30 protein-coding genes and 1 pseudogene are annotated in these 26,386 nt (G+C 59.2%); 14 read left to right on the forward strand and 17 right to left on the reverse strand.

Annotation, left to right across the window (positions count from 1 at the left end; all coding sequences use genetic code 11):
* Positions 1 to 50 precede the first annotated feature (50 nt).
* Positions 51 to 905, forward strand: a complete 855-nt coding sequence (folD, locus tag BLW70_RS24775) for a bifunctional methylenetetrahydrofolate dehydrogenase/methenyltetrahydrofolate cyclohydrolase FolD (protein ID WP_008148421.1) — start codon at positions 51 to 53, stop codon at positions 903 to 905.
* A 238-nt stretch (positions 906 to 1,143) separates the two neighbouring features.
* Positions 1,144 to 2,082 (forward strand): D-alanyl-D-alanine endopeptidase, encoded by a 939-nt coding sequence (gene pbpG, locus BLW70_RS24780; RefSeq protein ID WP_074878453.1) that lies wholly within the window; start codon positions 1,144 to 1,146, stop codon positions 2,080 to 2,082.
* A 50-nt stretch (positions 2,083 to 2,132) separates the two neighbouring features.
* Here the strand turns inward: pbpG and BLW70_RS24785 are convergent, their stop codons facing one another.
* From BLW70_RS24785 to BLW70_RS24795, 3 genes and pseudogenes are all read right to left on the reverse strand, one after another.
* Positions 2,133 to 2,348 (reverse strand): hypothetical protein, encoded by a 216-nt coding sequence (locus BLW70_RS24785; RefSeq protein WP_074878456.1) that lies wholly within the window; start codon positions 2,346 to 2,348, stop codon positions 2,133 to 2,135.
* Between the two features lie 17 nt (positions 2,349 to 2,365).
* Complete coding sequence (locus tag BLW70_RS24790) at positions 2,366 to 2,572, reverse strand: DUF6021 family protein (RefSeq protein ID WP_074878458.1); 207 nt, start codon at positions 2,570 to 2,572, stop codon at positions 2,366 to 2,368.
* A 94-nt stretch (positions 2,573 to 2,666) separates the two neighbouring features.
* Positions 2,667 to 3,396: pseudogene (locus BLW70_RS24795) on the reverse strand (peptidase C39 family protein).
* 167 nt (positions 3,397 to 3,563) lie between these two features.
* Here BLW70_RS24795 and BLW70_RS30865 point away from each other — a divergent pair.
* Positions 3,564 to 3,731, forward strand: a complete 168-nt coding sequence (locus BLW70_RS30865; protein WP_162842864.1) for a hypothetical protein — start codon at positions 3,564 to 3,566, stop codon at positions 3,729 to 3,731.
* A 78-nt stretch (positions 3,732 to 3,809) separates the two neighbouring features.
* On the opposite strand, the gene BLW70_RS24800 is transcribed toward BLW70_RS30865, so the two are convergent.
* Together BLW70_RS24800 and BLW70_RS24805 are read right to left on the reverse strand one after the other, a co-directional pair.
* Positions 3,810 to 4,559 carry a TerC family protein gene (locus BLW70_RS24800; RefSeq protein WP_074878463.1) on the reverse strand — a complete coding sequence of 250 codons (750 nt, stop codon included), beginning with the start codon at positions 4,557 to 4,559 and terminating at the stop codon, positions 3,810 to 3,812.
* Between the two features lie 28 nt (positions 4,560 to 4,587).
* On the reverse strand, positions 4,588 to 4,830 hold the full coding sequence (locus tag BLW70_RS24805; RefSeq protein ID WP_074878465.1) for a hypothetical protein: 243 nt from the start codon (positions 4,828 to 4,830) through the stop codon (positions 4,588 to 4,590).
* A gap of 134 nt (positions 4,831 to 4,964) precedes the next feature.
* On the opposite strand from BLW70_RS24805, the gene nhaR reads away from it, so the two are divergent.
* Complete coding sequence (gene nhaR, locus BLW70_RS24810; RefSeq protein WP_074878467.1) at positions 4,965 to 5,864, forward strand: transcriptional activator NhaR; 900 nt, start codon at positions 4,965 to 4,967, stop codon at positions 5,862 to 5,864.
* Between the two features lie 4 nt (positions 5,865 to 5,868).
* Here nhaR and BLW70_RS24815 read toward each other — a convergent pair whose 3' ends face one another.
* Positions 5,869 to 7,023: an MFS transporter gene (locus BLW70_RS24815; RefSeq protein ID WP_074878468.1), complete on the reverse strand. Its 1,155-nt coding sequence runs from the start codon at positions 7,021 to 7,023 to the stop codon at positions 5,869 to 5,871.
* Positions 7,024 to 7,302: 279 nt separating this feature from the next.
* Here BLW70_RS24815 and sstT point away from each other — a divergent pair, with 279 nt between their 5' ends.
* Positions 7,303 to 8,535: a serine/threonine transporter SstT gene (gene sstT / locus BLW70_RS24820; protein WP_074878470.1), complete on the forward strand. Its 1,233-nt coding sequence runs from the start codon at positions 7,303 to 7,305 to the stop codon at positions 8,533 to 8,535.
* A 75-nt stretch (positions 8,536 to 8,610) separates the two neighbouring features.
* Here sstT and BLW70_RS24825 read toward each other — a convergent pair whose 3' ends face one another.
* Genes BLW70_RS24825 through BLW70_RS24845 form a run of 5 tightly spaced genes read right to left on the reverse strand, consistent with a single transcriptional unit; the run spans position 8,611 to position 12,722 of the window.
* Positions 8,611 to 9,120, reverse strand: a complete 510-nt coding sequence (locus BLW70_RS24825) for a DUF1993 domain-containing protein (RefSeq protein WP_074878472.1) — start codon at positions 9,118 to 9,120, stop codon at positions 8,611 to 8,613.
* Positions 9,121 to 9,159: 39 nt separating this feature from the next.
* Entirely contained in the window at positions 9,160 to 10,680 is a 1,521-nt protein-coding gene (locus BLW70_RS24830; RefSeq protein ID WP_074878474.1) for an ArnT family glycosyltransferase, read from the reverse strand.
* Positions 10,681 to 10,683: 3 nt separating this feature from the next.
* Positions 10,684 to 10,962, reverse strand: coding sequence for a lipid-A-disaccharide synthase N-terminal domain-containing protein (locus BLW70_RS24835; RefSeq protein WP_074878476.1), 279 nt, complete (start codon positions 10,960 to 10,962; stop codon positions 10,684 to 10,686).
* Entirely contained in the window at positions 10,959 to 11,699 is a 741-nt protein-coding gene (locus tag BLW70_RS24840) for a glycosyltransferase family 2 protein (protein ID WP_074878477.1), read from the reverse strand. Before BLW70_RS24840 ends, BLW70_RS24835 begins: the two co-directional genes overlap by 4 nt.
* A 45-nt stretch (positions 11,700 to 11,744) precedes the next feature.
* Complete coding sequence (locus BLW70_RS24845; RefSeq protein ID WP_074878480.1) at positions 11,745 to 12,722, reverse strand: NAD-dependent epimerase; 978 nt, start codon at positions 12,720 to 12,722, stop codon at positions 11,745 to 11,747.
* A 310-nt stretch (positions 12,723 to 13,032) separates the two neighbouring features.
* Here BLW70_RS24845 and BLW70_RS24850 point away from each other — a divergent pair, with 310 nt between their 5' ends.
* A complete protein-coding gene (locus tag BLW70_RS24850) occupies positions 13,033 to 13,680 on the forward strand; it encodes a YceH family protein (RefSeq protein ID WP_074878482.1) in 648 nt (215 codons plus the stop codon).
* 7 nt (positions 13,681 to 13,687) lie between these two features.
* Here the strand turns inward: BLW70_RS24850 and BLW70_RS24855 are convergent, their stop codons facing one another.
* Together BLW70_RS24855 and BLW70_RS24860 are read right to left on the reverse strand one after the other, a co-directional pair.
* Positions 13,688 to 14,206, reverse strand: a complete 519-nt coding sequence (locus BLW70_RS24855) for a cupin domain-containing protein (RefSeq protein WP_074878484.1) — start codon at positions 14,204 to 14,206, stop codon at positions 13,688 to 13,690.
* 12 nt (positions 14,207 to 14,218) lie between these two features.
* Positions 14,219 to 15,070, reverse strand: coding sequence for a shikimate 5-dehydrogenase (locus BLW70_RS24860; RefSeq protein ID WP_074878487.1), 852 nt, complete (start codon positions 15,068 to 15,070; stop codon positions 14,219 to 14,221).
* 245 nt (positions 15,071 to 15,315) lie between these two features.
* Here BLW70_RS24860 and BLW70_RS24865 point away from each other — a divergent pair, with 245 nt between their 5' ends.
* The 3 genes from BLW70_RS24865 to BLW70_RS24875 all read left to right on the forward strand — a co-directional run bounded on the left by BLW70_RS24865 (position 15,316) and on the right by BLW70_RS24875 (position 16,400).
* Complete coding sequence (locus BLW70_RS24865; RefSeq protein WP_074878489.1) at positions 15,316 to 15,687, forward strand: hypothetical protein; 372 nt, start codon at positions 15,316 to 15,318, stop codon at positions 15,685 to 15,687.
* Between the two features lie 235 nt (positions 15,688 to 15,922).
* The gene (locus BLW70_RS24870) at positions 15,923 to 16,117 is read left to right on the forward strand and encodes a hypothetical protein (protein ID WP_003179723.1); all 195 of its coding nucleotides are present in this window, start codon (positions 15,923 to 15,925) and stop codon (positions 16,115 to 16,117) included.
* 100 nt (positions 16,118 to 16,217) lie between these two features.
* On the forward strand, positions 16,218 to 16,400 hold the full coding sequence (locus BLW70_RS24875; RefSeq protein WP_074878491.1) for a hypothetical protein: 183 nt from the start codon (positions 16,218 to 16,220) through the stop codon (positions 16,398 to 16,400).
* Here BLW70_RS24875 and BLW70_RS24880 read toward each other — a convergent pair.
* Complete coding sequence (locus tag BLW70_RS24880) at positions 16,397 to 17,458, reverse strand: AI-2E family transporter (RefSeq protein ID WP_074878492.1); 1,062 nt, start codon at positions 17,456 to 17,458, stop codon at positions 16,397 to 16,399. The genes BLW70_RS24875 and BLW70_RS24880 overlap by 4 nt on opposite strands.
* Before the next feature lie 163 nt (positions 17,459 to 17,621).
* Here BLW70_RS24880 and trhP point away from each other — a divergent pair, with 163 nt between their 5' ends.
* Positions 17,622 to 18,947, forward strand: a complete 1,326-nt coding sequence (trhP, locus tag BLW70_RS24885) for a prephenate-dependent tRNA uridine(34) hydroxylase TrhP (protein WP_074878494.1) — start codon at positions 17,622 to 17,624, stop codon at positions 18,945 to 18,947.
* Between the two features lie 108 nt (positions 18,948 to 19,055).
* Here the strand turns inward: trhP and BLW70_RS24890 are convergent, their stop codons facing one another.
* Positions 19,056 to 19,919, reverse strand: a complete 864-nt coding sequence (locus BLW70_RS24890; protein WP_074878496.1) for a LysR substrate-binding domain-containing protein — start codon at positions 19,917 to 19,919, stop codon at positions 19,056 to 19,058.
* A gap of 95 nt (positions 19,920 to 20,014) precedes the next feature.
* Here BLW70_RS24890 and BLW70_RS24895 point away from each other — a divergent pair, with 95 nt between their 5' ends.
* Entirely contained in the window at positions 20,015 to 20,926 is a 912-nt protein-coding gene (locus tag BLW70_RS24895; RefSeq protein ID WP_074878498.1) for a DMT family transporter, read from the forward strand.
* A 96-nt stretch (positions 20,927 to 21,022) separates the two neighbouring features.
* On the opposite strand, the gene BLW70_RS24900 is transcribed toward BLW70_RS24895, so the two are convergent.
* Together BLW70_RS24900 and BLW70_RS24905 are read right to left on the reverse strand one after the other, a co-directional pair.
* Positions 21,023 to 21,253, reverse strand: a complete 231-nt coding sequence (locus tag BLW70_RS24900) for a hypothetical protein (protein ID WP_074878499.1) — start codon at positions 21,251 to 21,253, stop codon at positions 21,023 to 21,025.
* Positions 21,254 to 21,345: 92 nt separating this feature from the next.
* Positions 21,346 to 22,059 (reverse strand): FadR/GntR family transcriptional regulator, encoded by a 714-nt coding sequence (locus BLW70_RS24905; protein ID WP_074878501.1) that lies wholly within the window; start codon positions 22,057 to 22,059, stop codon positions 21,346 to 21,348.
* Positions 22,060 to 22,343: 284 nt separating this feature from the next.
* Here BLW70_RS24905 and BLW70_RS24910 point away from each other — a divergent pair, with 284 nt between their 5' ends.
* From BLW70_RS24910 to ampC, 3 genes are all read left to right on the forward strand, one after another.
* Positions 22,344 to 23,690, forward strand: a complete 1,347-nt coding sequence (locus BLW70_RS24910; protein ID WP_074878502.1) for an MFS transporter — start codon at positions 22,344 to 22,346, stop codon at positions 23,688 to 23,690.
* Positions 23,691 to 23,713: 23 nt separating this feature from the next.
* Positions 23,714 to 25,057, forward strand: coding sequence for a glucarate dehydratase (gudD, locus tag BLW70_RS24915; RefSeq protein WP_074878504.1), 1,344 nt, complete (start codon positions 23,714 to 23,716; stop codon positions 25,055 to 25,057).
* A gap of 116 nt (positions 25,058 to 25,173) precedes the next feature.
* On the forward strand, positions 25,174 to 26,331 hold the full coding sequence (gene ampC, locus BLW70_RS24920) for a class C beta-lactamase (RefSeq protein WP_413037953.1): 1,158 nt from the start codon (positions 25,174 to 25,176) through the stop codon (positions 26,329 to 26,331).
* Positions 26,332 to 26,386 lie beyond the last annotated feature (55 nt).

The raw sequence follows: 26,386 nt of genomic DNA on the forward strand, positions 1-26,386 counted from the left end.
TGCGAGAATGCGTTCTCTTTTTTTCCCCTCTCGATGGTTAATCACGCGCAATGACTGCACAACTAATCGACGGCAAATCGATCGCCGCCAGCCTGCGCCAGCAGATCGCCAAACGCGTCAACGAGCGTCGCCAGCAAGGTCTGCGCACGCCCGGTCTCGCGGTGATCCTGGTCGGCAGCGATCCCGCCTCTCAGGTTTATGTCTCGCACAAGCGTAAAGACTGTGAAGAGGTCGGCTTCATTTCCCAAGCCTACGACCTGCCTTCCGAAACCACTCAAGAAGCACTGACCGATCTGATCGATCGCCTGAACGACGATCCGGCGATTGATGGCGTTCTGCTTCAGCTTCCTTTACCTGAACACCTGGACGCCTCCAAATTGCTGGAACGCATTCGTCCAGACAAGGACGTCGACGGTTTCCACCCTTATAACGTCGGCCGCCTTGCCCAGCGCATTCCACTGCTGCGTCCGTGCACCCCTAAAGGGATCATGACGCTGCTGGAAAGCACTGGTGTCGATCTCTACGGGATGGACGCAGTGGTTGTCGGGGCTTCCAACATTGTTGGCCGCCCGATGGCAATGGAGCTGCTGCTGGCCGGCTGCACTGTGACCGTCACCCACCGCTTCACCAAGGATCTGGCAGGCCACGTCGGTCGTGCCGATCTGGTGGTGGTCGCTGCCGGCAAGCCGGGGCTGGTAAAGGGTGAGTGGATCAAGGAAGGCGCGATCGTGATCGACGTCGGCATCAACCGCCAGGAAGACGGCAAACTGGTTGGCGACGTGATCTACGACACCGCCCTGCCCCGCGCTGGCTGGATCACTCCGGTCCCGGGTGGCGTTGGCCCGATGACGCGCGCTTGCCTGCTGGAAAACACGCTGTACGCAGCCGAAACACTGCACAGCTGAGTTCGCAACTTCATTGCTGCGACGAACAAAGGAACCCCGCCATTGGCGGGGTTCTTTTTGCCTGGATTTAAAACACTACCGCTCGCCGGAAACCTACAGGTTGTAGGGGTTTTCAAGGACTTTGACCTGTTCATTGATCAACCATCGACAGTTCTTCAGCCATACTCCTAAAATGCGTCGTTTTTAAAGAAACAACCCGTTACAGAACGGTTTATCCACACCTAACGAGTCTGCCAGCGTGAAAATCCGTCTTTCCATCCTGAGCCTATTTTTTGCATTTACCGGGACTTTCACCACGCCAACCGTCAACGCTGCCGACACCACTTCAGCGCCGCGAGATACGTCAACACTGAAGCTCGCTTCCAGCAGCGCATTGCTGATGGATCTGCAGACCAACAAAATCATCTATGCCAGTAATCCTGACGTGGTTAAGCCGATCGCTTCCGTCAGCAAGTTGATGACTGGGCTGATCGTGGTTGAAGCCAGACAGAACATGGACGAATACCTGTCGATCAACATCAGCGACACGCCGGAAATGAAAGGCGTGTTCTCCCGGGTGAAACTCAAAAGCGAATTGCCGCGCAGGGAAATGCTGCTGATTGCCCTGATGTCCTCGGAAAATCGCGCGGCTGCCAGCCTGGCCCATCATTATCCAGGTGGCTACGTCGCGTTTATTGCCGCGATGAATGCCAAAGCAAAAGCACTGGGCATGACCAGTACACACTTCGTCGAACCCACCGGCCTCTCCCCTCGCAACGTGTCCACAGCCCGCGACCTGAGCAAACTGCTGATCGCTGCGCACAAATACCCGCTACTGACTGAACTGAGTACGACCAAGCAAAAAACCGTCTCGTTCCGTAAACCCAACTACAGCCTGGGTTTCCGTAATACCGACCACTTGGTCAACAAGCCGAACTGGGACATCAAGCTGACGAAAACCGGCTTCACCAACGAAGCCGGTCACTGCCTGGTGCTGGTCACCAGCATGGGCAATCGCCCGGTTGCGCTGGTCATCCTCGACGCCTTTGGCAAGTACACACACTTTGCCGATGCCAGCCGTATTCGCAGCTGGGTTGAAACCGGCAGGGGCACCAACGTGCCATCTGTAGCCTTGCAGTACAAATCCGACAAGAATCTCAAGCATCGTCAGAGCAGCGTGGTTGAAGCGTCGAAATAAACAACAGGTAAAAGTAAGCCCCGATTCTTCGGGGCTTTTTTCGTCCAGCGTTAATCATTGGGCAACGGCATCTGGTCGTCATCCGGAATGCCATCCCCGGCACTCGGATCTCTCGTGCCGTGGGGATGTTCCGTTGGCACTACCATCGGACGCGCCAAGGGATCCCTCAATGGATCGTTCGGATCCATCACAGGGTCGATGTCTTTTTCAGGCGTGGTTGGAACGCTGTCCGGACGTTTGTCGTTGAAACTCGAATCGGTAGACATACGCACCTCACTCAGGCTCAGGGTTTCAGATCGGCGAGTGGATCGTAAGGCTTCGCGGGAGCCTTGGGATTGTCGCCCGGCTTCACATCCCTGGGTGCCTTGGCAGGTCCGATGGGGTCGACCTGAGGATCGGCGAGGTCCGGTGAATCGGGATCGAACCCCAACTCATCACCCGAAGAATGCTCAGACGAATGCGGGCCGACAGGGGTCTTGGAATGTGCCATGGGCGCCTCCTTTGAATCCGGCCCGGAGAAATCCGGGCCCTACTTCATTAGAAGTCGGCAAAGTGCAAGGGTGCCCGGCAAATGACGAACGGACTTATTGCGCGCTCAGCGCTTTCTTCGCCCTGGCGGCTGCCTGCTCCTGACCTGCCTGGGCAAGGTCGTTCGCGGCCTTGAGCCATCGCTGTTGATCGACATTGGCCGGCAATTGATTCGGCTTCTGGATCAGCACGGCCCAGCCACCGGCATCCTTGAGCGCCGCTTCAAACGAACCGAAGCCCATCAACTCTCGACGGTTCATGCCCGAGCGCAGCAGCACGGTCTGCTTCTGGCGGTTGTACCCGGCAAGAATGGCGTAACGCGGTTCAGCCCAGAACGCCGAGCCTTCGGTGAAACGCACCATGACCGGGTAACCGGCCGCAACCTGGGTCAATAGTGCCGGCAGATTGCTGTCGAGGGGATAGACGACCATGCCGTACTCGCGAGCGAGGTTCTGCATGTTCTGCTGTAACTGGGCTTCGGCACCCGGCAAATGCAACGGTTTTTCGAGCAACCCTGGCGTTATCACAATGCCTTGCTGGGACAACATGCTGGCCAGCACTTGCGGCCCACTTTGATTCGCCACGCCACGGTAGAACGTGCCACTGAGCTCGACGCGCTCCGGCAGCCGCTTGATTTCCGGTGCCACACTCCCCGCGCAACCCGCCAGACCGGCAACGCAGCCAACGACCAGCACTAAAGACCGAACTCGAGAAAATACCCGCACCATCATCACTCTCTTGATTTAGACGCCAGGCATCCGCGCTCCCGGCTTGGCCGTCGATCATAGGACGCCGCGCGGCAGCGGTATAGCCTTAAGCGGCAGATGATGGCATTCGATAGAGCGAACTGATTGGTGACAGCCGACCTTTGGTCAATAGTCTGAAACACAGCAGCGACTAGACTGTCATGTGCAAAGAGTGTGTGCCCGCAGCAGGGCGAAGAGGAGGCACTGATGAGCCTGGCGATGACCATTGTGATGTTGATTTCTGGCTGGCTGGCCGTTGCCGCCGCCATGTTATGGGGAGTCCTGCGCATTACCCGTCGGCACCATCATCCGGTTCAGTCGGCGCCAATGGCGAAACCCGATAAAACCACTGAACAGCACGCTGCCGCGCACTGACCGCCCCCCTTACGTATCCAAACAAAAACGGCCGCCTGGGCTCTTTCGAGCGCAGGCGGCCGTTTCGTTTGACGCGAGTTAAGCTTCAGCGGCTAAACGCTTCTGCTTCGCCCGCCGTGACATCATGTTCAAACTCTCGATCGTCGCCGAGAACGCCATGGCTGCATACACGTAGCCTTTCGGTACATGGGCGCCGAAGCCTTCGGCGATCAGCGTCATGCCGATCATGATCAGGAAGCCCAGCGCCAGCATCACCACTGTCGGGTTGTCGTTGATGAACTTGGCCAGAGGGTCAGCCGCCAGCAACATCACCAGTACCGACACCACCACCGCGATGATCATGATCGGCAAGTGTTCGGTCATGCCGACAGCGGTAATGATGCTGTCGATGGAGAACACCATGTCCAGCATCAGGATCTGACCGATAGCGGCAGCGAAGCCCAGGGTCACGGTCGAGGTGGCCGACGTTGGATCATCCGGCGCCGGGTCCATGCTGTGATGGATCTCGGTGGTCGCCTTCCACAACAGGAACAGGCCGCCGGCGATCAGGATCATGTCCTTCCAGGAGAACGTCTGGCCGAAGATATCGATCACAGGCTCAGTCAACTGGACGATGAACGCGATGGTGCTCAGCAGCGCCAGTCGCAGGATCAGCGCCATGCCGATACCAATGCGCCGCGCCTTCTGCCGGTGCTGCTCGGGCAGTTTGTTGGTCAGGATCGAAATGAAGATCAGGTTATCGATGCCGAGCACGATTTCCATCACGATCAATGTAGCCAGGGCGACCCAGGCAGTGGGGCTTGCAGCAAGTTCTAAAAGGTATTCCATGGGTCAGTCCTGACTCGTTTAAGACGGTTTAGATTTCCTGGGACGAAGATTCGGTTTTGTCCGTTTCCTTGGCCGATTGTTCTTTCTTGCTGATCAGACCACCCGTGGCATCGCTGATCGCTTGCTCTGCGGCTTTGTGGGTATCGTCGATCGCTTGTTTGGCGGTTTCGGCAGCCTTGCCCATCAGTTGCTGAGCGCTTTTTTCGGCCTGGTCACAACCGGCCAATACCAGTAAAGACGTGATCAGCAGTGCCGTGGTTTTAAGCTTCATGATGCTTTCCTCGATAGAACAGACAGGGCGAAAAGGCCACCCGTCGATAGCGGGGCATTCTAGGGAGGCAAACACTTCAGGAAAATTCGTATTTTTAGCGGCTATACTTCGGATTTAACGAACTGTAGGTCGTCATGCTCAACTATCGACAGCTGCATTACTTCTGGGTGGTGGCCAAGACCGGCAGCATCGTGCGCGCCTGCGAGCAACTGAATCTGACGCCGCAGACCATCAGCGGGCAGATTTCCCTGCTCGAACAAACCTATGGCATCGAGCTTTTTCGGCGGGTCGGCCGGCAGCTGGAACTCACCGAAGCCGGTCGTCAGACCCTGCCCTACGCCGAGCAAATGTTCCAGTTGGGCGGCGAACTGGAGCTGATGCTGCGAGCCCAGCCCAACGAGCAACAGATTCTGTTTCGGGTAGGCGTGGCCGATGTGGTGCCCAAATCCATCGTCTATCGCCTGATTGCGCCGACCATGGAATTGAGCGAGCCGCTGCGCATCACTTGTCGCGAAGACAAACTGGAACGCCTGCTCGCCGACCTGGCGATCCAGCGGCTCGACCTGGTGATTTCCGACAGCCCGATGCCCTCGCACCTGGACATCAAGGGCTACAGCCAGAAACTCGGGGAATGCGGGATCAGCTTCTTCGCCACTGCTGGACTGGCGGCGCAATACGGTCAGGATTTCCCCCGCGGCCTGCACGGCGCACCGCTGCTGATTCCAGGACCGGAGACCGTGGTGCGCAGTCGCTTGCAGCGCTGGTTTGCCGAGCAGCAGATCCAGCCGCGCATCGTCGGCGAGTTCGATGACAGCGCCTTGATGCAGGCTTTCGGCCAATCCGGCAGCGGGATCTTCATCGGCCCAAGCGTGATTGCCGATGAAGTGATACGCCAATACGGCGTGGAACTGATTGGCCAGACCGACGCGGTGACCGAGTCGTTCTACGCCATTTCGGTGGAACGCAAGGTCAAGCACCCCGGCATTGTCGCCATTACCGAAGGTGCCCGACGCCAGCTGTTCACCGAGATGTGAGGTGTCAGGCGCAGACTTCGCGGGGCTTGAAGGTCATCAGCGCGATGGCCAGGAGGATCGAGGCGAGGATAAACGCGGCCGCCGCGAAACCAAGACCTTGCAGGCCTACACCGTCGATGACCCTGCCGCCGATCATCGCGCCCAGGCCGATCCCCAGGTTAGCCCCGGCAATGTTCAGCGATGCCGCGAACGCCGGCGCTTCGGGTGCAGCCTTCATCAAGCGCACATGGCTGACCAGGAACAACGCCGCCTGGGTCACGCCCCAGATCCCCATCGCCGCGGCCAGACCCAGCGGCGAATGAATGTTCGGCACCAGCGCCACCAGGCCGGCGATCATGAACGCGCAGAACATCATCGAGGCGATCAACGGATGACGATCCACCGCACGGCCGCCCAGCGAGTTACCGATCAAGCCGACCGCGCCGAAGCCCATCAGGCACCAGCCAACCACCGTGCCGTTGAAACCGGCCAGGCGCTCAAGAATGTCCGCCAGGTAGGTGTAGGCGGTGAACATGCCGCTGAACACCAGGACCGACAGCAGTACATGCCCCACCATCAGCGGGCTGCGCAGGATCCTGAACTGCGAACGAAAGCTCACCTGATGCTGATGCAGATTGGTTTTCGGCAGGTAGATAAACAGCAGCAACGCCTTGGCAAACGCGATCACCGCCAGAATGCCGAAGGCACTGCGCCAGCCGAACGCATCGGAGATCAGTGTGCCCACCGGAATGCCGAACACCGTAGCGCAGACAATCCCGAAACCGATCTTCGCGATGGCACGACCGGCGTAGTCCGGGCCGACAATGTCCACCGCGGTTTCACTGGCCAGCGCCCAGAACACCGGCAGCCCCAACGCGGGGATCAACCGGGCGACGGACATCACCCAGATGTTCGGCGCAAACGCCGCCAGGGTGTTGGCCAAGCCAAACATTATCAGCACCGAGATGAACAATTTTCGGCGCTCGAACCTTGCGAAATACGCGGTCAGGAATGGCCCGAATGCGGCGACCGTGAACGCGAACAAGGTCACCAGCAAACCCGCCTGGGGGATGCTGACTTCAAGGTCTCGAGCGATCGCCGGCAACAGGCCGACGATGACGAATTCCGTGGTCAGGACCGTGAAACCGGCGGCAGACAACAGAAGGATGGGCAACAGCATGCACAACTCCAGAAAACGACGACACCAGCGATAGCCCGAAGGCCCACTGGCATGACTTGAAAATGAGGATGGCGAATCTTAACAGAGTGTTTCCGATCAGGGTTGCACGAACCTGCCGATCTCGTTGATCCGCGGGCGGCAGATCGTCACAGGTCTGAAGGACAAGGACCACGCTGTGATAAAGTCCGCGCCCTGCGATACGTACACCCTGCTCATCGGCCATTGATTGGCATTGATGTCGCGATACCCCGCACCTAATAAAATCAGAGATGCCGTTTTATGACCGCTTTATCCCCTTCGCTATGGTTCCGCCTGAATCGCTTGAGCCTGGTCGCACAAATCATCATCGGCCTGATTGCCGGGATTGCCCTGGCCCTGTTCGCGCCAGAGGTGGCCAAGTCCACCGCATTCATCGGCAAAGTCTTCGTTTCGGCGCTTAAAGCTGTCGCACCGATTTTGGTGTTCGTGCTGGTCATGGCCTCGATTGCCAATCACAAGCACGGCCAGGAAACCCACATCCGGCCGATTCTGTTTCTGTATCTGCTGGGAACGTTTGCGGCGGCGGTGGTGGCCGTTGTCGCCAGCATGTTGTTCCCGTCGAGCCTGGTGTTGGCCACTCACGACGTTGCGGTCAGCGCACCGGGCGGTATCAGCGAGGTGCTGCAAAGCCTGCTGTTGAGCGTGGTCGACAACCCGGTCAGCGCACTGATGAATGCCAACTTCATCGGAATTCTGGCGTGGGCGATTGGCATGGGCATTGCCATTCGCCATGCCGGTGACACCACTCGTGAAGTGCTCGGCGACTTGTCCAACGGCGTGACCCTGATCGTACGCCTGGTGATCCGTTTTGCGCCGCTGGGTATTTTTGGCCTGGTGGCTTCGACCCTCGCCACTTCCGGTTTTGGTGCCTTGATCGGTTACGTGCATCTGCTGGCGGTCTTGCTGGGCTGCATGCTGTTTGTGGCGCTGGTGATGAACCCGGCCATCGTGTTCTGGAAGCTGCGTCGCAACCCGTATCCACTGGTGATCACGTGCTTGCGCGAAAGCGGCATCACTGCGTTTTTTACCCGCAGCTCGGCGGCGAACATTCCGGTCAATCTGGAATTGAGCAAGCGCCTGGGCCTGCACGAAGACACCTATTCGGTCTCGATCCCGCTGGGTGCAACGATCAACATGGCGGGCGCTGCAATCACCATTACCGTGCTGACCCTGGCGGCCGTGCATACGCTGGGCATTGCCGTGGACATTCCGACCGCCATCCTGCTGAGCATCGTCGCGGCGATCTGTGCCTGTGGCGCTTCGGGCGTGGCGGGCGGCTCGTTGCTGTTGATTCCACTGGCGTGCAGCCTGTTTGGCATCCCCAGTGAAATCGCCATGCAGGTGGTGGCCGTCGGGTTCATCATCGGTGTGCTGCAGGACTCGGCGGAAACCGCGCTGAACTCCTCCACCGACGTGCTGTTCACCGCGGCGGCGTGCCTGGGCGAAGACGAGAAAGCCGCGCGTATGGCGTAACAAAGATCTTTTGATTCACCAAAAAAAAGCCCGCCAAGGCGCGAACCTTGGCGGGCTTTTGTGTATCAGGACGGTTTAGAACGCGCCCATGTAATCGCGCTTGCCCACTTCCACACCGTTGTGACGCAGCAATGCGTAGGTGGTGGTGACGTGGAAGAAGAATTGCGGCAGACCGTAGCTCAGCAGGTAAGCCTGGCCGGTGAAGCGTTTTTCTTTCGGCGTGCCCTGACGGGTGATGATTTCGATGCCTTCCTTGCCGTCGATCTGTTCCGGTTTGATCTCGCCGATGAAGGCCAGCACTTTGGCAATCAGCGCTTGCAGCTCGGCAAAGGTGGTTTCGGTGTCGTCGTATTTCGGCAGTTCGACTTCGGCCAGACGCGCGGAAACGCCCTTGGCGAAATCAACGGCGATCTGCACCTGACGGACCAGCGGGAACATGTCCGGGTACAGACGGGCTTGCAGCAAAGCATTCGGGTCGATGTTCTTGGCAGTGGCGTGGGCTTCGGCCTTGTTCAAGACGTCGCTCAGGGCGTTGAGCATTTGTTTGAAAACCGGAACGGAAGCGGCGTACAGGGAAATAGTCATGGCAGTCTCATGTTGTGACAGGAGGGAAACGTGGGGCGATTATAGCCATGCGCGGTCCCAGGTGAAGCGATAGATATTGGCTGGCTGTCCGGGATGACAACGGCCGTTGTCGGCATCGGCACCGACAATCGACCACTGTGCGCGCGAAGTTTCCCCCAGTTCACGGGCGGCCTGCGGATTGAAACACCGGCTCAGCAGTTCGTCCGGCACCAAGGCGTACGCCTGACGGTGTTCGCGCAGCCATTGAGCGGCCTGCTCGACCGTGGAGCCGATCATCCCGAAATGCACGATCGGCTGTCGGGCGAATAACCAATGGCCCTCACGCCAGTTGACCAGCACCAGGTCTGCGCCCTGGGTCATCGCCGCTGCTTGCACCATCAGCGCCTCGTGGGGATTGGGCCCGTCCTTGACCGGATCGACGAAACCGCGCGCAAACCACAGCGCGAACCACGTGACGGCCAACACCTGGAACACCCGCCGACCGCGCGGGCGCTTGCCGAACCAGCGCTTGAACAGCCACGGAATCAGCGGTGCCGCAACCAGCACCAGCGCCGGTAACGCCGGATAGATGTACAACTTGCGCTTGCCGCTGCTCAGGCAGAAAAACAAAACCACCAGTACGACCCAGCCCAGCAGCACCAGCACTCGACCGTCGCGCTTGCGCAACTGCCTGCGCCAGGCGGGCACGAGCCATGGCAAGGCCAGCACCAACGGCATCCAGTATTGCGGGATGACGTTGACGAAGAAGTACCAGAACGGTTCTCGGTGATCCCACGCGGCGGCATAGCGCCCCGCTGTCTGGCGCAGCAGAATTTCCCGTGCATAGGCGATTTCATCAGCGGCGCCATTGAAGGCGATGGACACCGCCAGGGGCAGCAGCCAGATCGCGACGGCGCCAAGCACCACCAAAAAACCCAGGCACCACTTGCGCGCCTCGCCCGGCATGGCCACCACGCCAGGCCAGCCTTTGCGTACTGCATAGGCATACGGAATCAGCATCAACGCCGGGAGAAAGCCGACCCCTTTGGTGATCACGCCAATGCCCATGGCCGCGCAACCCGCGTAGAACCAACGCCAGGCGGGCCCGAGCAACAAGTGACGGGCCAGGCCGTACAGGCCCAGAGAGGTGAACAGAATCAGAAAACTGTCGATCTGACCGGTCCGCAGAATGCTGTACGTCTGATACGTGGCCAGGTACAGCAGCGCGGCTGTTCGTCCGGCCTGCTGATTCCACAACCGGCGCCCCAGGTCATAGAGCATGGCCGTGACCGATGTGGCAGACAAAAGCCCCGGAATATAAAGGGCAAGGGCGGGCATCCCGGTGATCCAGGTGAAAAACGCCACCGTCCACATGAAAATCGGTGGTTTATCGCCGTAGATTTCGGCGGCTCGATGCGGAATCAGCCAGGAACCGTTATGCAGCATCTCCAGCGCAACGCCGAGGAATCGCTCCTCGTCGACATTCTGCGGCTGGCGCAGCCCAAACCCGGCGCCGACCAATAAAAGAGCAAGCAACATCAACCCCAGGCATTCGACGCTGGGTGACAGGGTTCGGCGCACGGTTCAGTCCTTCAAGGTTTTGTTGCGGGCAATCAATTGCAGGTTGCGCAAATAGACGATGGAACCGAATGCCTGACCGGCGATAAAAACCGGGTCCTGTCGGTAAATGGCGTAAGCGAACAGCAGCGCGCTGCCGACGATGCTCAGGTACCAGAAGCTCACCGGAATCACGCTGCGTTTCTTGTATTCGCTGTACAGCCACTGCAGGACAAAGCGACCGGTGAAGGCGATCTGGCCACTGAAACCGACCACCAGCCACAGGGTTTCGCGAGACAGGTTCATCCTTCGATCTCCTGCGCACGGGCATGCAGGCGCGTGCGCCTGATCAGCCACCAGACGCCGATCAGATCGAGGATGCCCACCAAGGCCCGGTCGATGTTTCCGTATTTGGATACCCCGGCCGTGCGGGGCCGATGGTTGACCGGATGGGTGATCATCCGGCCGTTATGACGCTGGATCAGCGCAGGAATGAACCGGTGCATATGGTCGAAGTACGGCAAGCGCAGAAACGCCGCCCGCTGTATCAGTTTCAGCCCGCAGCCGGTGTCCGGCGTCTGGTCCTTGAGCATCCGGCTGCGCAACCCGTTGGCAAAACGCGAGGCCCAGCGCTTGCTCGCGGTATCGCGACGGTTGACCCGGTGCCCGGCCACCAACTGAAGGTCGACGCGGCCCTGCTCGCTGCGCACTAATGCCAGCATGCCGGGGATATCCGCCGGGTCGTTCTGACCGTCGCCATCGAGCGTGGCCAGCCATTGGCCCCGGGCGACAAGCGCCGCATGGTAGAGCGAAGTGCTCTGCCCCAGCGAACGCTCATGGCGCAGGATACGCAACGTACTCAGGCCGCTGTGCCGCGTCTGCCGTAGCTCCTGCAAGGAAGCGTCAGTACTGCCATCGTCCACGACGATGATTTCATACGCCTCATCGACCAGTGCGATACGGATTTCTTCGAGCAGCAATTTGAGATTGCTCGCCTCGTTCTTTGCCGGAATCAGGACGGATACAAATATGTCTTGGCTCATAGAGGCCTCTATTTCCCTGGATTTTCATGATCAAGGGCCGACGTTTTATCTCTGATAAAAGTGGCTGTACCACTTCACAAATTCGGCTACGCCGGCTTCAACTGTCACTTGAGGACGGAAATCGACCCACTGCGCCAATGCCGACACATCCGCCCAGGTCTTGACGACATCGCCAGCCTGCAGCGGCAGGAAGTTGCGCCGGGCTTTCCTGCCCAATGCCGACTCCAGACACTCGACGAAATCCAGCAGCGCCACCGGCGTGCCGCGCCCGATGTTGAAGATCCGGTTGGCGCCATCGCCAGGGCCGTCCGATAACGGCGGTCTCGGGCGCAGGCGCGCAATGCTTTCGACGATGTCGTCGATGTAGGTGAAGTCGCGCGACATCTGACCTTGGTTGTAGAGGTCAATCGGTCTGCCGTTGAGGATCGCGTCGGTAAATTTGAACAGCGCCATGTCGGGGCGCCCCCAAGGTCCGTAAACGGTAAAAAAACGCAGGCCGCTGGCCTTCAGTCCAAATAGATGGCAATAGCTGTGGGCCATCAGCTCGTTGGCACGCTTACTGGCGGCATACAACGAAATCGGATGATCGACAGCGTCTTCGACGCTGAACGGCATTTTGCTGTTGGTGCCGTACACCGAGCTGCTCGACGCATAAATCAGATGCTCGGGGCGATGGCGCCGGCAGGCTTCCAGCACATTCAAGAAACCGGTCAGGTTCGATTGCGCATACACGTCCGGGTTGTCCAGCGAGTAGCGAACGCCCGCCTGGGCTGCCAGATGGATAACCTCTGTGAAGCCGTGATCCTTGAACAAAGCCATCAAGGCCGGTTTGTCGACGATATCCAGTGCCTGGAAATGAAAGCCCGACAGATTCTTGAGTTCGTTGAGCCGTGCGTGTTTGAGTTCCACGCTGTAGTAGTCGTTGAGATTGTCGATACCGACCACCTCAAGACCTTCCTGACACAAGCGCTTGACCGTGTGATACCCGATGAAACCGGCGGCGCCGGTGACCAGTACGGTCATAGCGGGCACGCGCCGATCAGCGCATTATTGCGGGTCGATACCCACGTCAGCTTCATGCCTTGCTCCACTGCACAATTAATAAGGCCGGTGACGTCGTCGATAGGAATTTTCGCCGTACCCGTGATGAACCGCAGTCCTCTGCAGCCATGCATACGGTGCACGTCTGATTGTTAAGATGGCGTAACAGATTGATTTAGGTTTTGTGACCATTGCCAAGGGGCGGCGACGAATTCAGTTGCCATTGGCACACGTCTATCTAAAGTGCATGCCAGCAGGAGAAAATCATGAACCCGGGAAGGAATGCACAATCATGAGCACCGAGCAAGAAACGACCTTCGACGAGCCGCGACTCAACAGCACGGAAATCCGCATTCTGGGTTCGTTGATCGAGAAACAGGCCACCAGTCCGGAAACCTATCCGCTAACCCTTAATGCGCTGGTGATCGCCTGCAACCAGAAAACCAGCCGCGAGCCGGTGATGAACCTGACCCAGGGTCAAGTCGGCCAAAGCCTGCGCGCGCTTGAAGGCCGCGGCTTCACCAAACTGGTGATGGGCAGCCGTGCGGATCGCTGGGAACACAAAGTCGACAAGGCCCTGGAACTGGTGCCGGCTCAAGTCATTCTTGCGGGGCTGCTGTTCCTGCGCGGTCCGCAAACGGTCAATGAACTGCTGACCCGCAGCGGCCGCATGCATGACTTCGAGGATGCCGAACAGGTGGTGCATCAACTGGAACGCTTGATCGCTCGCGGTCTGGCGCTGTTGATTCCGCGCCAGGCCGGTCAGCGTGAAGACCGCTACATGCACGCCTTGGGCGACCCGGCGGACATCGAAGTGATCCTGGCGGCACGGCAGAACCCGACCGAACGTGGCGCGGGTGGTGGCGTATCGGTTGAGCGGATCGAAGAGCTCGAGGCGCGAATTGCGGCGCTGGAAGAGCGCCTGGCCCGCCTCGAATAACCCTGCGCTACTCGCCGTCCCAATAATCCACGCCGTCGGCCGGCCGGGCGACGGCGACGAAGCCCGAGGCATTGCCCTCGGCGTCGACCTTGAAGTCGTCCATCACCGCGTACTTGCCGGAATCCGGGTATTCGCAAATCTCGGGTGATTGTTGGGTGCTGACCGCCAGGTAGCGCAGTTCAGCGTTGCTGGTGTTGATGATCTGGTGCGCGGCTTCAGGGCCACCCGGCGGGCAGGCAATGACATCTCCGGCGCGAATGGGGAAACGCTCGGTGCCCAAGCGAATCTCACCTTCCCCGGCCACGATGTAAAACATCTCCTCGTTGACCCGATGACTGTGAAACGGGCTGCCACGCATCCCCGGTTCCAGCGCGTACAGGCGATAACCCAGCTTCTGCGCGCCGAGTTGCTGGCCGATGCGTGCCTGCCGTTGCCGATAGCGGTCGGCGGTGTCTCCCGTCGGCGCAAACGCTTCGGGCAGCGGCTCAAGTTCGGCCTGATCCAGATTAAGAATGGCAGGATGCATGAGTCACCCCAATCACGGTTTCGCTTGCGGGGCAGCAGGATAGCCAAGGCCACTGCGGGCAAATTCCACGGCTTTGTGAAACTGCTCAGCGGTCGGCCGCACGCCCGTGTACAGCACGAACTGCTCCAGCGCCTGGATCGCGATCACTTCCAAACCGGTGATCACTCGCTTGCCTTCAGCACGAGCGCGCACAATCAACGGAGTTTCCGAGGGGACTGCCACCACGTCGAAAACCGTCTCGGCAGCAGCGATGGATTCAGCATCGAATGCCAACTGATCGGCCTCGGGGCCGGACATGCCAATCGGTGTGACGTTGATCAACATCTGCGGCCGCTCCGAGCCCAGCTCCGCTTGCCATCGATAGCCCAGCGACTCGGCCAACGCCCGTCCGGAACGCTCGTTACGAGCAACGATCAGGCCATTTTTGTAGCCACCATCGCGCAAGGCACTGGCCACCGCCTTGGCCATGCCGCCGCTGCCGCGCAGGGCAAAGGTCAATTCCTTCGGCACCTGATGGGTGTCAAGCAACTGGGCGATTGCGATGTAGTCAGTGTTGTAAGCCTTGAGATGGCCATTAGTGTTGACGATGGTGTTGATCGATTGAATGGCCGCGGCGGAAGGGTCCAGTTCATCGACCAGCGCAATGCACGCCTCCTTGAACGGCATCGACACGCCGCAACCCCGAATCCCCAAGGCGCGAATGCCGCCAACGGCGCCTGACAGGTCCTGACTGCTGAAGGCCTTGTAGTAAAAATTCAGGTCCAGTTGCTCATACAGATGATTGTGAAACCGCAGGCCGAAGTTCCCGGGTCGTGCGGAAAGCGACATGCACAGCTGGGTGTCTCTGTCGGGGTTCATCTGCATGAAAAATCTCCTTGAGTAGCACTTTCAGATGGACGGGATTAGCCAATCCATCGGGTCTGATCGATCATAACGGCGTGCCTGCACGCGGCATCTCTAGACTGTAAAGATGCTAGTGCAGACCTTACACAAAATTTACCCAACGGCTGTGCTGATTTTGAAAAAAACGCTGTCTTAGAAGTATCCCCGCGACAATCCTTGGGTCTATTGCAGACACAAGCGCCGGGGCGAAGAACCGAGGAACTATCATGATCCGGAAAATCCCCACAGTAGCCTTGCTGGTCGGTGCTCTTGCTATCGCAGGGCAGGCAGAAGCTGGCGGCGGTCACCACGGTCACGGTTGGGAAGGACCGGCGGTATTTGGCGCGATCGTTGGGTCGGCCATCGTCGGTTCGGCCCTCATCAACAGCAACCGCCCGGTTTATGTACAGCAACCGGTTTACGTTCAGCCACAGCCGGTTTACTACGGCCCGCCACCGGTTTATTACCAGCCGGCACCGGTCTACGTGCAGCAACCGGCCTATTACGGCCCACCGCCGGTTTATTACGGCCCACCACGCGGGTATTACGGTCCACCGCGCGGTTACTACGGCCCTCCCCGCGGTTATGGCCGCTGGTAACGGAATCAGCAGGCCCCGCCTCAACAGCGGGGCCTTTTTTGTGACCGTCCGTCGGCAGAGGTCTGGATAAATCTCGCCAAGGTCGCTGTCGGGACAGTCTTTGCGGCGAAAATTGGCAAGATTGACTCGCCATCCTTCCCCCGTGCTGGGGAAAACGGTCATATTTATGTCATGTCGGGTCCGCACTCTAGGACTTGTCCGTTAACAACAGGTTGATAAAAACAAGGACGACCTTATGCCCACGCAAAACCCGCACCGTATTGTCGGCTTGTGCACTTCCAGCAAGGTGTACAACGCATTGACCGAACTCAAGCACCTTGAAGGCCATCGCAGCGCCAAGTTTCTTTCGCTGCTGGCAGAAAACCTGGTGCGCAAAGGCCTGCTCAACGAGCAGGAAGTGGTTCATATGCTGGATCTGGTGGTCGACTGAAGCGAAGCCTCATTGGTATCAATGACGACTATCGAAAGCGTTGATTGTCCGATCAGGCGCTCGGTCCGTAAGGTAGCTCCAACGTTTGATGGAGGTACTTATGTCCCAGGTTCAGATCATGTCCGTTATCGGCAGCGCCGTTCCCGCACCGCTCAGAGCGCTGGGATTGCTTGCCTGTTGGTACCTGGTGCAGGACGGCGAACCGATCAGCGGTCCGCTCACCTCGCTGCCGGCCGCCCAGGCACTGTCGCAACGTCTCGGCCAAGGCCAAATCAGCGTTTAAGGTAGCTGCACCCGCGGTTTGGTTTCAATGAAGATTGCCCAGCTCGACATGAACAGCGCAGCAATCAGCGGCCCGATCACAAAGCCATTGAGGCCGAAGATGGCCAGACCGCCCAGGGTCGAGATCAGGATCAGATAGTCCGGCATCTTGGTATCCTTGCCGACCAGAATCGGTCGCAGCACGTTATCCACCAGGCCAATCACAAAGATCCCGAACAGCACCAGTACCACGCCCTGCCAGATCGAACCGGCGAACAGGAAAAACGCCGCCACCGGTGCCCAGACAATCCCCGCCCCCACCGCTGGCAACAGCGACAGAAACGCCATCAACACCGCCCAGAGCAACGCGCTCGGAATATCCAGAAACCAGAAAATCAGACCGCCCAATGCACCCTGTGTGATTGCCACCAACAGGTTGCCCTTCACTGTCGCTCGAACCACCCGATTGAACTTGAGTTGCAAACGGCGTTTCTGGGTGTCCTGCAGCGGCACGGCAGCGCGCACTTTGCGGGCCAGTTCGGCACCGTCACGCAAAAAGAAGAACAGCAGGTAGAGCATGATGAAAAAGCTCACCACAAACTCGAACGTGCCTTGGCCAAAACTGAACGCCTTCGTGGCGATAAACTCATTGCCGGTCACCGCACTCTTGATGATTTTCTCCCGCAGCCCGTCCAGCTCGCCTACCCCTGCCCGATCGAGCAAGTGCTGGAAATACGGCGGCAGGCTCTGTTTGAAATGCGTCACATACCCGGCGATGTCCAGTTCGCCGCTTTCGATGCGGTTGTAGACCGAGGCACCTTCTTGCACCAGCAAGATACTCAGGGCAATCACCGGCAGAATCGCGATCACCAGGCAGATGCTCAGGGTGAACAGCGACGTCAGATTGCGTTCCCAGCCGAACTTCAGTTGCAGTCGTCGGTGCAAGGGCGCGAAAAGGATGCCGAGAATCACCGCCCAGAACACCGCGCCGTAAAACGGCAGCAAAATCCAGATGAAGGCAGCAGTGACCAGCCCCAGCAAGATCACCAGTGATTTGTTTTGTACTGTCTCTTCGTTCATGTCCGATCCATGTCAGTCCGCAAGGACACAATGCCGCGCCCTGATGCTTAGTCCGCCACGGTTCGCGCGAGTGCCATCCGTTTGTTCATCAAGCATAGATCCAGATCAATGAACTCCGCGGACAAGCCGCTTACTCTCGGCGGCTTTTGTGACCGACGCTGCCATGACTCTCCTGCCTCCAGAACTGCTGGCCCCCGCCGGCACCCTGAAAAACATGCGATATGCCTTCGCCTACGGCGCCGATGCGGTGTACGCCGGTCAGCCGCGCTACAGCCTGCGGGTGCGCAACAACGAATTCGATCACGCCAATCTGGCCCTCGGCATTCACGAAGCCCAGGCTCAAGGCAAGCGCTTCTATGTGGTGGTGAACATCGCCCCGCACAACGCCAAGCTGAAAACCTTCCTCAAGGATCTGGCGCCGATCATTGCCATGGCGCCGGACGCGCTGATCATGTCCGACCCGGGCTTGATCATGCTGGTCCGCCGGCATTATCCGCAGATGCCGATTCACCTGTCGGTACAGGCCAACACGGTGAACTGGGCCAGTGTCGAGTTCTGGCAGCAACAAGGCTTGAGCCGGATCATCCTGTCGCGAGAGCTGTCCCTGGAAGAAATTGCCGAGATCCGCGAGCAAGTCCCGGCCATGGAGCTGGAGGTGTTCGTCCATGGCGCCTTGTGCATGGCGTATTCCGGTCGCTGCCTGTTGTCAGGCTATATGAACAAGCGCGATGCCAATCAGGGCAGTTGCACCAATGCCTGTCGCTGGAAATATTCGGCGCAAGAGGCTACGGAAAATCAGCTCGGCGAAATCGTGCAGACCTTCCAGCCCGAACCGACCCTGGGCATCGGCACCCCGACCGATCAGGTGTTCCTGTTGCAGGAAGCCAATCGGCCCGACGAACTGATGCCGGCCTTCGAAGACGAACACGGCACCTACATCATGAACGCCAAGGACCTGCGCGCGGTGCAGCATGTCGAGCGCCTGACGCAAATGGGCGTGCACTCACTGAAAATCGAGGGCCGGACCAAATCCCATTTTTATTGCGCACGCACCACCCAGGTTTACCGCCGGGCGATCGACGACGCGGTGGCCGGTCGCGCGTTCGACCGCAGCCTGATGACGGATCTGGAATCCCTCGCCCAGCGCGGCTACACCGAAGGTTTTCTGCGGCGGCACGTGCATGACGAATACCAGAACTACCAGCACGGCAGCTCGGTGTCGGAGCGCCAGCAGTTTGTCGGCGAGCTGACAGGCGAGCGGCGTGACCGGATGGCGGAGATCAAGGTGAAGAATCGATTTGGTTTGGGCGACCATATGGAACTGATGACACCCAAGGGCAACTTCCAATTCGATTTGCATCAACTGCAAAACGTCAGGGGCGAGCCTGTCGAAGTGGCACCGGGGGATGGGCACACCGTGTACTTACCGATTCCGGATGCGGTGGATTTGCAGTTTGGGTTGTTGATGCGGGATGTGAGTGTCACATGATCCCCCCACTGTGGGAGCGAGCCTGCTCGCGATGACGGAATCACAGCCAATATTGTTGTTGAATGTTAAACCGCTATCGCGAGCAGGCTCACTCCCACAGGTAACGAGTCAAGCGAACTCTTCGCGCAACATCCCCACAAACGCCTCCCGCGCCGGGTGTACCCCGGCGTTTTCATGCCAGTAAAACAGGTTGTCGATCGCTGTCAGCTCGGGGAACTCATACCCCGCGCAACCTGCCCCTTTGGCGTACTGATCGAACACGCCTTTTGGCACCAGCGCGACACCCGCACCGGCACTGACGCAGCCGACAATCGCCCCGTAACTGGCCAGGCTGACAATCGGCAACGCCTGCCCCTGCCGCAGCAACCAATGCTCCAGCGCCGCCCGGTAGGGACAGCCCTGGGGCCACATGAACACGGTCTTGTCCTGCAAATCCGCGATGTCCCGTACCGGCCCCAGAGACTTCGAGGCGATCAACAGAAGCTCCTCGCGGTACATCGGCGTGCGCTTGAGGTGTGAGCGCTCGACATCCACCGCAACGATCGCGCCGTCGAGCCGGTGATTGAGCGTGTCGTCGAGTAATTGGCCCCAGGTGCCGGTGGTCAGTTCCAACGCAACGCCGGGGAAACGTTTGTGGAATTTCGCCAGCAAACGCGGCAATCGGCCGGTTGCCGACGACTCGATGGCGCCAATGCGCAACGGCCCGGAGGGCTCGGCCGAAGGGTCCACCGCACGCTTGGCCTCCGCCGTCAGGGCAAGAATTTTTGAGGCATATGCCAGGAAGGTTTGCCCCGCCGGGCTGATTCGCAGCCCTCGGCCCTCGCGCAGAAACAGCGCGACACCCAGCTCCGCTTCCAGGGACTTGAGCCGTGCCGTGATATTCGACGGCACGCAATGCAACAACTCGGCCGCCCGGGCGATGCTGCCGACCTCGGCAACGGTCTTGAACATGCGTATCTGTGCCAGCTCCATACATCACCTAAAGTGAAGAGTTGACGCACTATAAGTCAGTTGTGGAGAACAGTCAGGCTTCTGATACTGGGTGCATCCGCCTACAGGTCCCGATCATGAAGCTACTCACGCCCTCCCCCGGTTCGCCGGTCAAAATCTTCCTGGCCATGGCATTTGTGGTCGGCTGCTGGGGTTACTCACCGACTGGCATTCACATCGGTTTGCAGGCCTATGAGCCTGGTCATCTGGCCTTGCTGCGGTTTCTGCTGGCGTCGGCATTCATGGCGGTGGTCGCGGTGTTCCGAGGCATCAACCTGCCGAAAATTCGTGACCTGCCGCTGCTGTTCGCGCTCGGTTTCTTTGCCGTGAGCCTGCACCATGTGGCGCTGAATTTCGGCCAGCAAAGTGTCAGCGCCGGCGCCTCCAGTGTGTTGGCGCAATCGACGCCGTTGTTCAGCACGTTGCTGGCGCGTTTCGTGTTCAAGGACCGGGTGAGCGCGTGGCGGTGGGGCTGCGTTTTTCTGGGGTTGATCGGCGTGGTGATTGTGGTGGCCGGGGATCATGGACTGGGGAGCATCGACGCCCATGGTCTGTTGATCCTGTTGGCCGCGGTGTCGTGGAGTTTCTACTTTGCCTTGCAGAAGCACTACTCGCGGCGCTACGACGGGCTGACGCTGGTGTGTTACACGGTCTGGTTCGGGACGCTGCTGCTGTTGGTTTATCTCCCGGGGCTGGTGACCCAGGTCATCACCGCGCCGGTTGAAGTGCAGCTGGCCGTCATTGGGCTGGGCATTTTCCCAAGTGCCCTGGCGTATCTCGCCTGGGCCTATGTGCTGACGCATGTGGATCTGAGCCGCGCGACGATGACGCTGTATCTGATTCCACCGACCGCCATGGCGATTGCCTCTTTTGCACTGGGCGAGCGGCCGACGTTGATGATCGTTGCGGGCGCACTGGTGGTGCTGGTCAGCGTGTTGGCATTGAATCTGGAGCGCAGGCCGGTGGTTGCTCGAGTCACCGAGGCCTGATCCGGACCTGTCGTGCACAAAAAAAACGGCGCAGCAATGCAAACTTTTTGTCGTTTCTTAACTGATTGGTATCAGGCGCAATGACCGGGTTTCTCTTTATCGCCTGTCATCGGACAGCGGTGTGGGTTCATCTGGCGGAGGCAGGTCTTCGGCCGCCTCAGGGTCCATCCAGTCTTCAGGTCGATCAATGTCGACCTCGGTCGGGTCCCGCGAAGGGTCCATGCCGGGTGGCGCGTCGTGGTCCATGCGCGGCTCGTCGGTACCGGAAATGGGTCGAGTGGGGTCGGTGTTGGGCGTTGCGCCCCGGAACATCGAATCGTTAGCCATGACGCACCTCACTGATGAGGACCAGCAAATCTGGGCCGTATTCGTTGGAATCAGGGCCGCGGATGCGGTGCTATCGAGTAGACAAACGGTGGTCAGCCATCGGCCGAAAACCGGTCGCGGCTGTTGGTCAAGTGCAGCCACATGGCCGCCCGCGCCGCATCCGGGTCCTGGCGTTTGATCGCATTGAGAATGGCCTCGTGCTCAAGGTTGGCCAGTTGCCCCAGCTTGCTCAAATCTACTGCGCCGCGCTCGGCGGCATTGACGCGGGTGCGCGGGATCATGGCGCTGCCCAGGTGCTGCATGATTTCGCTGAAGCACACGTTGCCGGTAGCTTCGGCGATCAGCAAGTGGAAACGCTTGTCGGCTTCGACGCAGCTGTCGTTGTTGGCCAGCAGGCTTTGATAGTCGTCCAGCGCTTCGCGCATCTGCGCCAATTGATGCTCGGTGCGACGGGTTGCCGCCAGTGCGGCGGCCTGGGTTTCCAGGCCCATGCGCAACTCCAGAATGCTGCGCACCCCCAGCGCGGTATCGACGTTCAACCGCAGTCCCTGCTCCGGCGCTCGCTCGATAACAAAGGTGCCGATGCCGTGGCGGGTTTCCACGAGACCGGACGCCTGCAATTTCGAGATCGCCTCGCGCACCACCGTGCGACTGACGCCGTGCTCCTGAACAATCGTGTTCTCGGACGGCAGCTTGTCACCGGGCAGCATCTGCCCGAGCAAGATGCTCTGGGTCAGTTTGGCGACCAGGTCATGGGCCAGGTTATGGGTGCGCTTGCGGGCAGGCGCGTCGAGGTCTTCTTGCATGGCGGTCATCCGGAAGCAGGGCTACCGGAATCGTAGCACTGCGCCGGGCGGGAATCTCAGCAAAAACGCGCCGACCAACTTGTATGACAACACTCAACAAATCGAGCCTAAACGATCGAAACCAAGCTCATCCATTCGGCAGAAAGACTAATAAACCTCATGAATAACGCTATTTTGTTGGACTAAGGCACTTGCAGGACGAAAAAACGTAGTTGTATGATGTCTATCAACATCGCAACACCCAGTCACACCCCGCATAAAAATAATCAGTGGGAGATAACGCAGTGAATACATCCATATCCGGGATGAACGATGGCGCCGATTCGGTCCTCAAGTCCGCCATCTCAAAAGTGAAACGCCATGTTCTGCCGCTGTTCGTGATCATGTTCATCGTCAACTACATCGACCGCGTGAACATCGGCTTCGTCCGCGCCCACATGGAACATGACCTGGGCATCGGCGCTGCTGCCTACGGCCTCGGCGCCGGTCTGTTCTTCATCGGTTACGCGCTGTTTGAAGTCCCCTCCAACATCCTCCTGCAAAAAGTCGGCGCGCGAATCTGGCTGACCCGCATCATGCTGACCTGGGGCCTGGTCGCCGCTTGCATGGCGTTCATCCAGAACGAAACCCACTTCTACATCCTGCGATTTCTGCTCGGCGTGGCCGAAGCCGGTTTCTTCCCCGGCGTGATTTACTACTTCACCCGCTGGTTGCCTGGCGTTGAACGCGGCAAGGCAATTGCCATCTTCCTCAGCGGTTCGGCGATTGCTTCGCTGATCTCCGGCCCGTTGTCCGGGTTACTGCTGCAAATCAGCGGTTTGGGCATGCACGGCTGGCAGTGGATGTACTTCATTGAAGGGATGTTCTCCGTCGGGCTGTGCGTGTTCGTCTGGTTCTGGCTGGACTCCAAACCCCACGACGCCAAATGGCTGAGCCGCGCCGAACAAGACGCACTGGTCAAGGCCATCGACGACGAACAACTGGCCCGCGAAGCCGCGACACCGATCAAACCGTCGTTGGGCAAGCTGCTCAAGGATCGCCAGATCATCCTGTTCTGCCTGATCTACTTCTTCATCCAGTTGACCATTTATGCCGCGACCTTCTGGCTGCCGAGCATCATCAAAAAGATGGGCGACCTGAGCGACATTCAGGTCGGGTTGTTCAACTCGATTCCGTGGCTGCTGTCGATCGTCGGCATGTACGCCTTCGCTTCGCTGTCAGCCAAATGGAAGCATCAACAAGCCTGGGTCGCCGCGGCACTGCTGATCGCAGCAGCCGGGATGTTCATGTCCACCACCGGCGGGCCGATCTTCGCCTTCGTTGCGATCTGCTTTGCTGCGCTGGGTTTCAAATCAGCGTCGTCGCTGTTCTGGCCGATTCCTCAGGCCTATCTGGACGCACGGATCGCGGCGGGCGTCATCGCGCTGATCAACTCGGTGGGCAACCTCGGCGGCTTCGTCGCGCCGACCACCTTCGGTCTGCTGGAAGAACGCACCGGTTCGATTCAGGGCGGGCTGTACGGCCTGGCCGCGACCTCGATCATTGCCGCAATCATCGTCTTCGCCGCACGCAATAAACCGAAATCCGCACCTGCCGTTGCACTGGCCGAACAAGCGCCCAACCAAGCCTGAATATCCGTTTGAAGGACATGAAAATGAATGCACAAGAAACTGCCAAAGCCCCGGTCATTACCAGCATGCAAGTTGTTCCGGTGGCCGGCCACGACGGCATGCTGCTCAATCTGAGCGGCGCCCACGGGCCGTTTTTCACCCGCAACATCGTGATCCTCAAGGACAACGCCGGTCATACCGGCGTCGGTGAAGTGCCGGGCGGCGAGCGCATTCGCCAGACCCTCGAAGACGCTCGCTCGTTGGTGGTCGGCAGTCCGATCGGTACGTATCAGAAGATCCTCAATCAAGTGCGCCAGACCTTCGCCGATCGCGATGCCGGCGGTCGCGGGTTACAGACGTTCGATTTGCGCATCACCATCCACGCCGTCACCGGCCTGGAAGCTGCATTGCTCGATCTGCTCGGCCAGCATCTGGATGTGCCGGTCGCGGCCTTGCTCGGTGAAGGTCAGCAGCGCGATGAAGTGAAGATGCTCGGTTACCTGTTTTATGTCGGTGATCGCAACGAAACCGACCTGGCCTACCGCAGCGAACCGGACGCCGACAACGACTGGTTCCGCGTACGTCACGAAAAAGCCATGACCGCCGACACCGTGGTGCGCCTGGCTGAAGCCGCCCACGCGCGCTACGGTTTCAAGGACTTCAAACTCAAGGGCGGCGTGCTCAGTGGCGATCAAGAAATCGAAGCCGTCACCGCCCTGGCCGAACGCTTTCCCGACGCGCGCATCACCCTTGATCCGAATGGTGCGTGGTCACTCAAGGAAGCCATTCGCTTGTGCCGGGATCAGCATCACGTACTGGCTTACGCCGAAGACCCGTGCGGCGCGGAAAACGGTTATTCGGGCCGTGAAGTCATGGCGGAATTCCGTCGCGCCACAGGTCTGAAAACCGCCACCAACATGATCGCCACCGACTGGCGGGAAATGGGCCACGCGATCCAGTTGCAATCAGTGGACATTCCACTGGCCGACCCGCACTTCTGGACCATGCAGGGTTCGGTCCGCGTGGCGCAGATGTGCCATGAATGGGGCCTGACCTGGGGTTCGCACTCCAACAACCACTTCGATATTTCCCTGGCGATGTTCACCCACGTCGCGGCCGCCGCGCCGGGTGACATTACCGCCATCGACACCCACTGGATCTGGCAGGACGGCCAGCGCCTGACCAAAGCGCCGCTGCAAATCGTTGACGGTTGTGTGCAGGTGCCGAAGAAACCCGGGTTGGGTGTCGAACTGGACTTGGATCAGTTGGCCAAGGCTCATGAGTTGTACAAAGGCATGGGATTGGGTGCCCGGGATGACAGCGTGGCGATGCAGTTTCTGATTCCGGGCTGGAAATTCGATAACAAGCGGCCGTGTCTGGTGCGTTGATTCAGCGGTCGCGCCTGGCCTGTTAGCAATCTTCCCGGCCCGCTTATGGGCGGCCGGGTTCAAAAACCGCTCGGAGCGTAGCGGTTAACCCCCTAAAATGGCGCGCAATCGAATCAATGACGGACCCAACCAACATGGACAGGCTGAAAATTCTCGCCGTTTGCGTGGCGCTGCTCGCCTCCGGCCAATGCGTCGCACAGGATCAAATCGAGACGGTGGTGAATGCCGCCGTACAACCGGTCATGCAAGCCCAGGCCGTTCCCGGAATTGCCGTGGCCGTGACCGTCAACGGAAAGCCGCATTACTTCAACTACGGGGTGGCGTCGAAAGAAAGCGCACAACCCGTCACCGAAAACACCTTGTTCGAGATCGGCTCGGTGAGCAAAACCTTCACCGCGACCCTCGCCGCCTACGCTCAGGCCACCGGCAAACTGTCCCTGTCGGACAAGGCCAGCAGCGTGCTGCCGGATCTGCGTGGCAGCGCGTTCGATAACATCAGCGTGCTGCAACTGGGCACCTACAGCGCCGGCGGCTTGCCATTGCAATTCCCCGACGATGCCGACGCACCAGACAAGATGCTCGGCTATTTCAAGCAGTGGAAACCGACCTATGTCGCGGGCACCCATCGGCAGTATTCAAACCCTAGCCTGGGGTTGTTCGGCTACCTCGCCGCCCAGAGTATCGGCGCGCCGTTTGATGACGTGATGGAAAAAACCCTGCTGCCGAAACTCGGGCTCAAACACACCTACCTCAAGGTGCCGCAAGCTCAAATGGGGCTTTACGCCCAGGGTTACAACAAGGAAGACAAGCCTGTACGGGTTGGGCCGGGGGCACTGGATTCAGAGGCTTATGGCGTCAAAACCAGCGCGGCGGACCTGATTCGTTATGTTGAAGCGAACATGAAACCGGCCCGCCTTGAGGATCCGCTGCAGCGGGCCATCGCCGCGACGCATACCGGCTACTACAAAGTGGGCGATATGACTCAGGGGCTGGGTTGGGAGTTCTACCCCTATCCGGTCAGCCTCGATAAATTGCTGGCGGGTAACTCGACGCAGATGGCGATGGAGGCTCACGAAGTCCAGTGGCTGACCCCGCCGCAACCTCAACCGGAAAGCGTGCTGATTAACAAAACCGGTTCAACGGGCGGCTTCGGTGCCTACGTGGCGTACGTGCCGTCGAAAGACATCGGCATCGTGATCCTGGCCAACAAAAACTACCCGAACCCTGAGCGGATCAAGATTGCTCATACGATATTGAGTGCGCTGGCCAAGTAGCCAAGAAACGCGATTTCTCGCAGCGGCAAACAAAATGGGCGACCTCTTTGAGGTC

It is taken from the genome of Pseudomonas frederiksbergensis, assembly GCF_900105495.1.
GTDB lineage: Bacteria > Pseudomonadota > Gammaproteobacteria > Pseudomonadales > Pseudomonadaceae > Aquipseudomonas > Aquipseudomonas frederiksbergensis.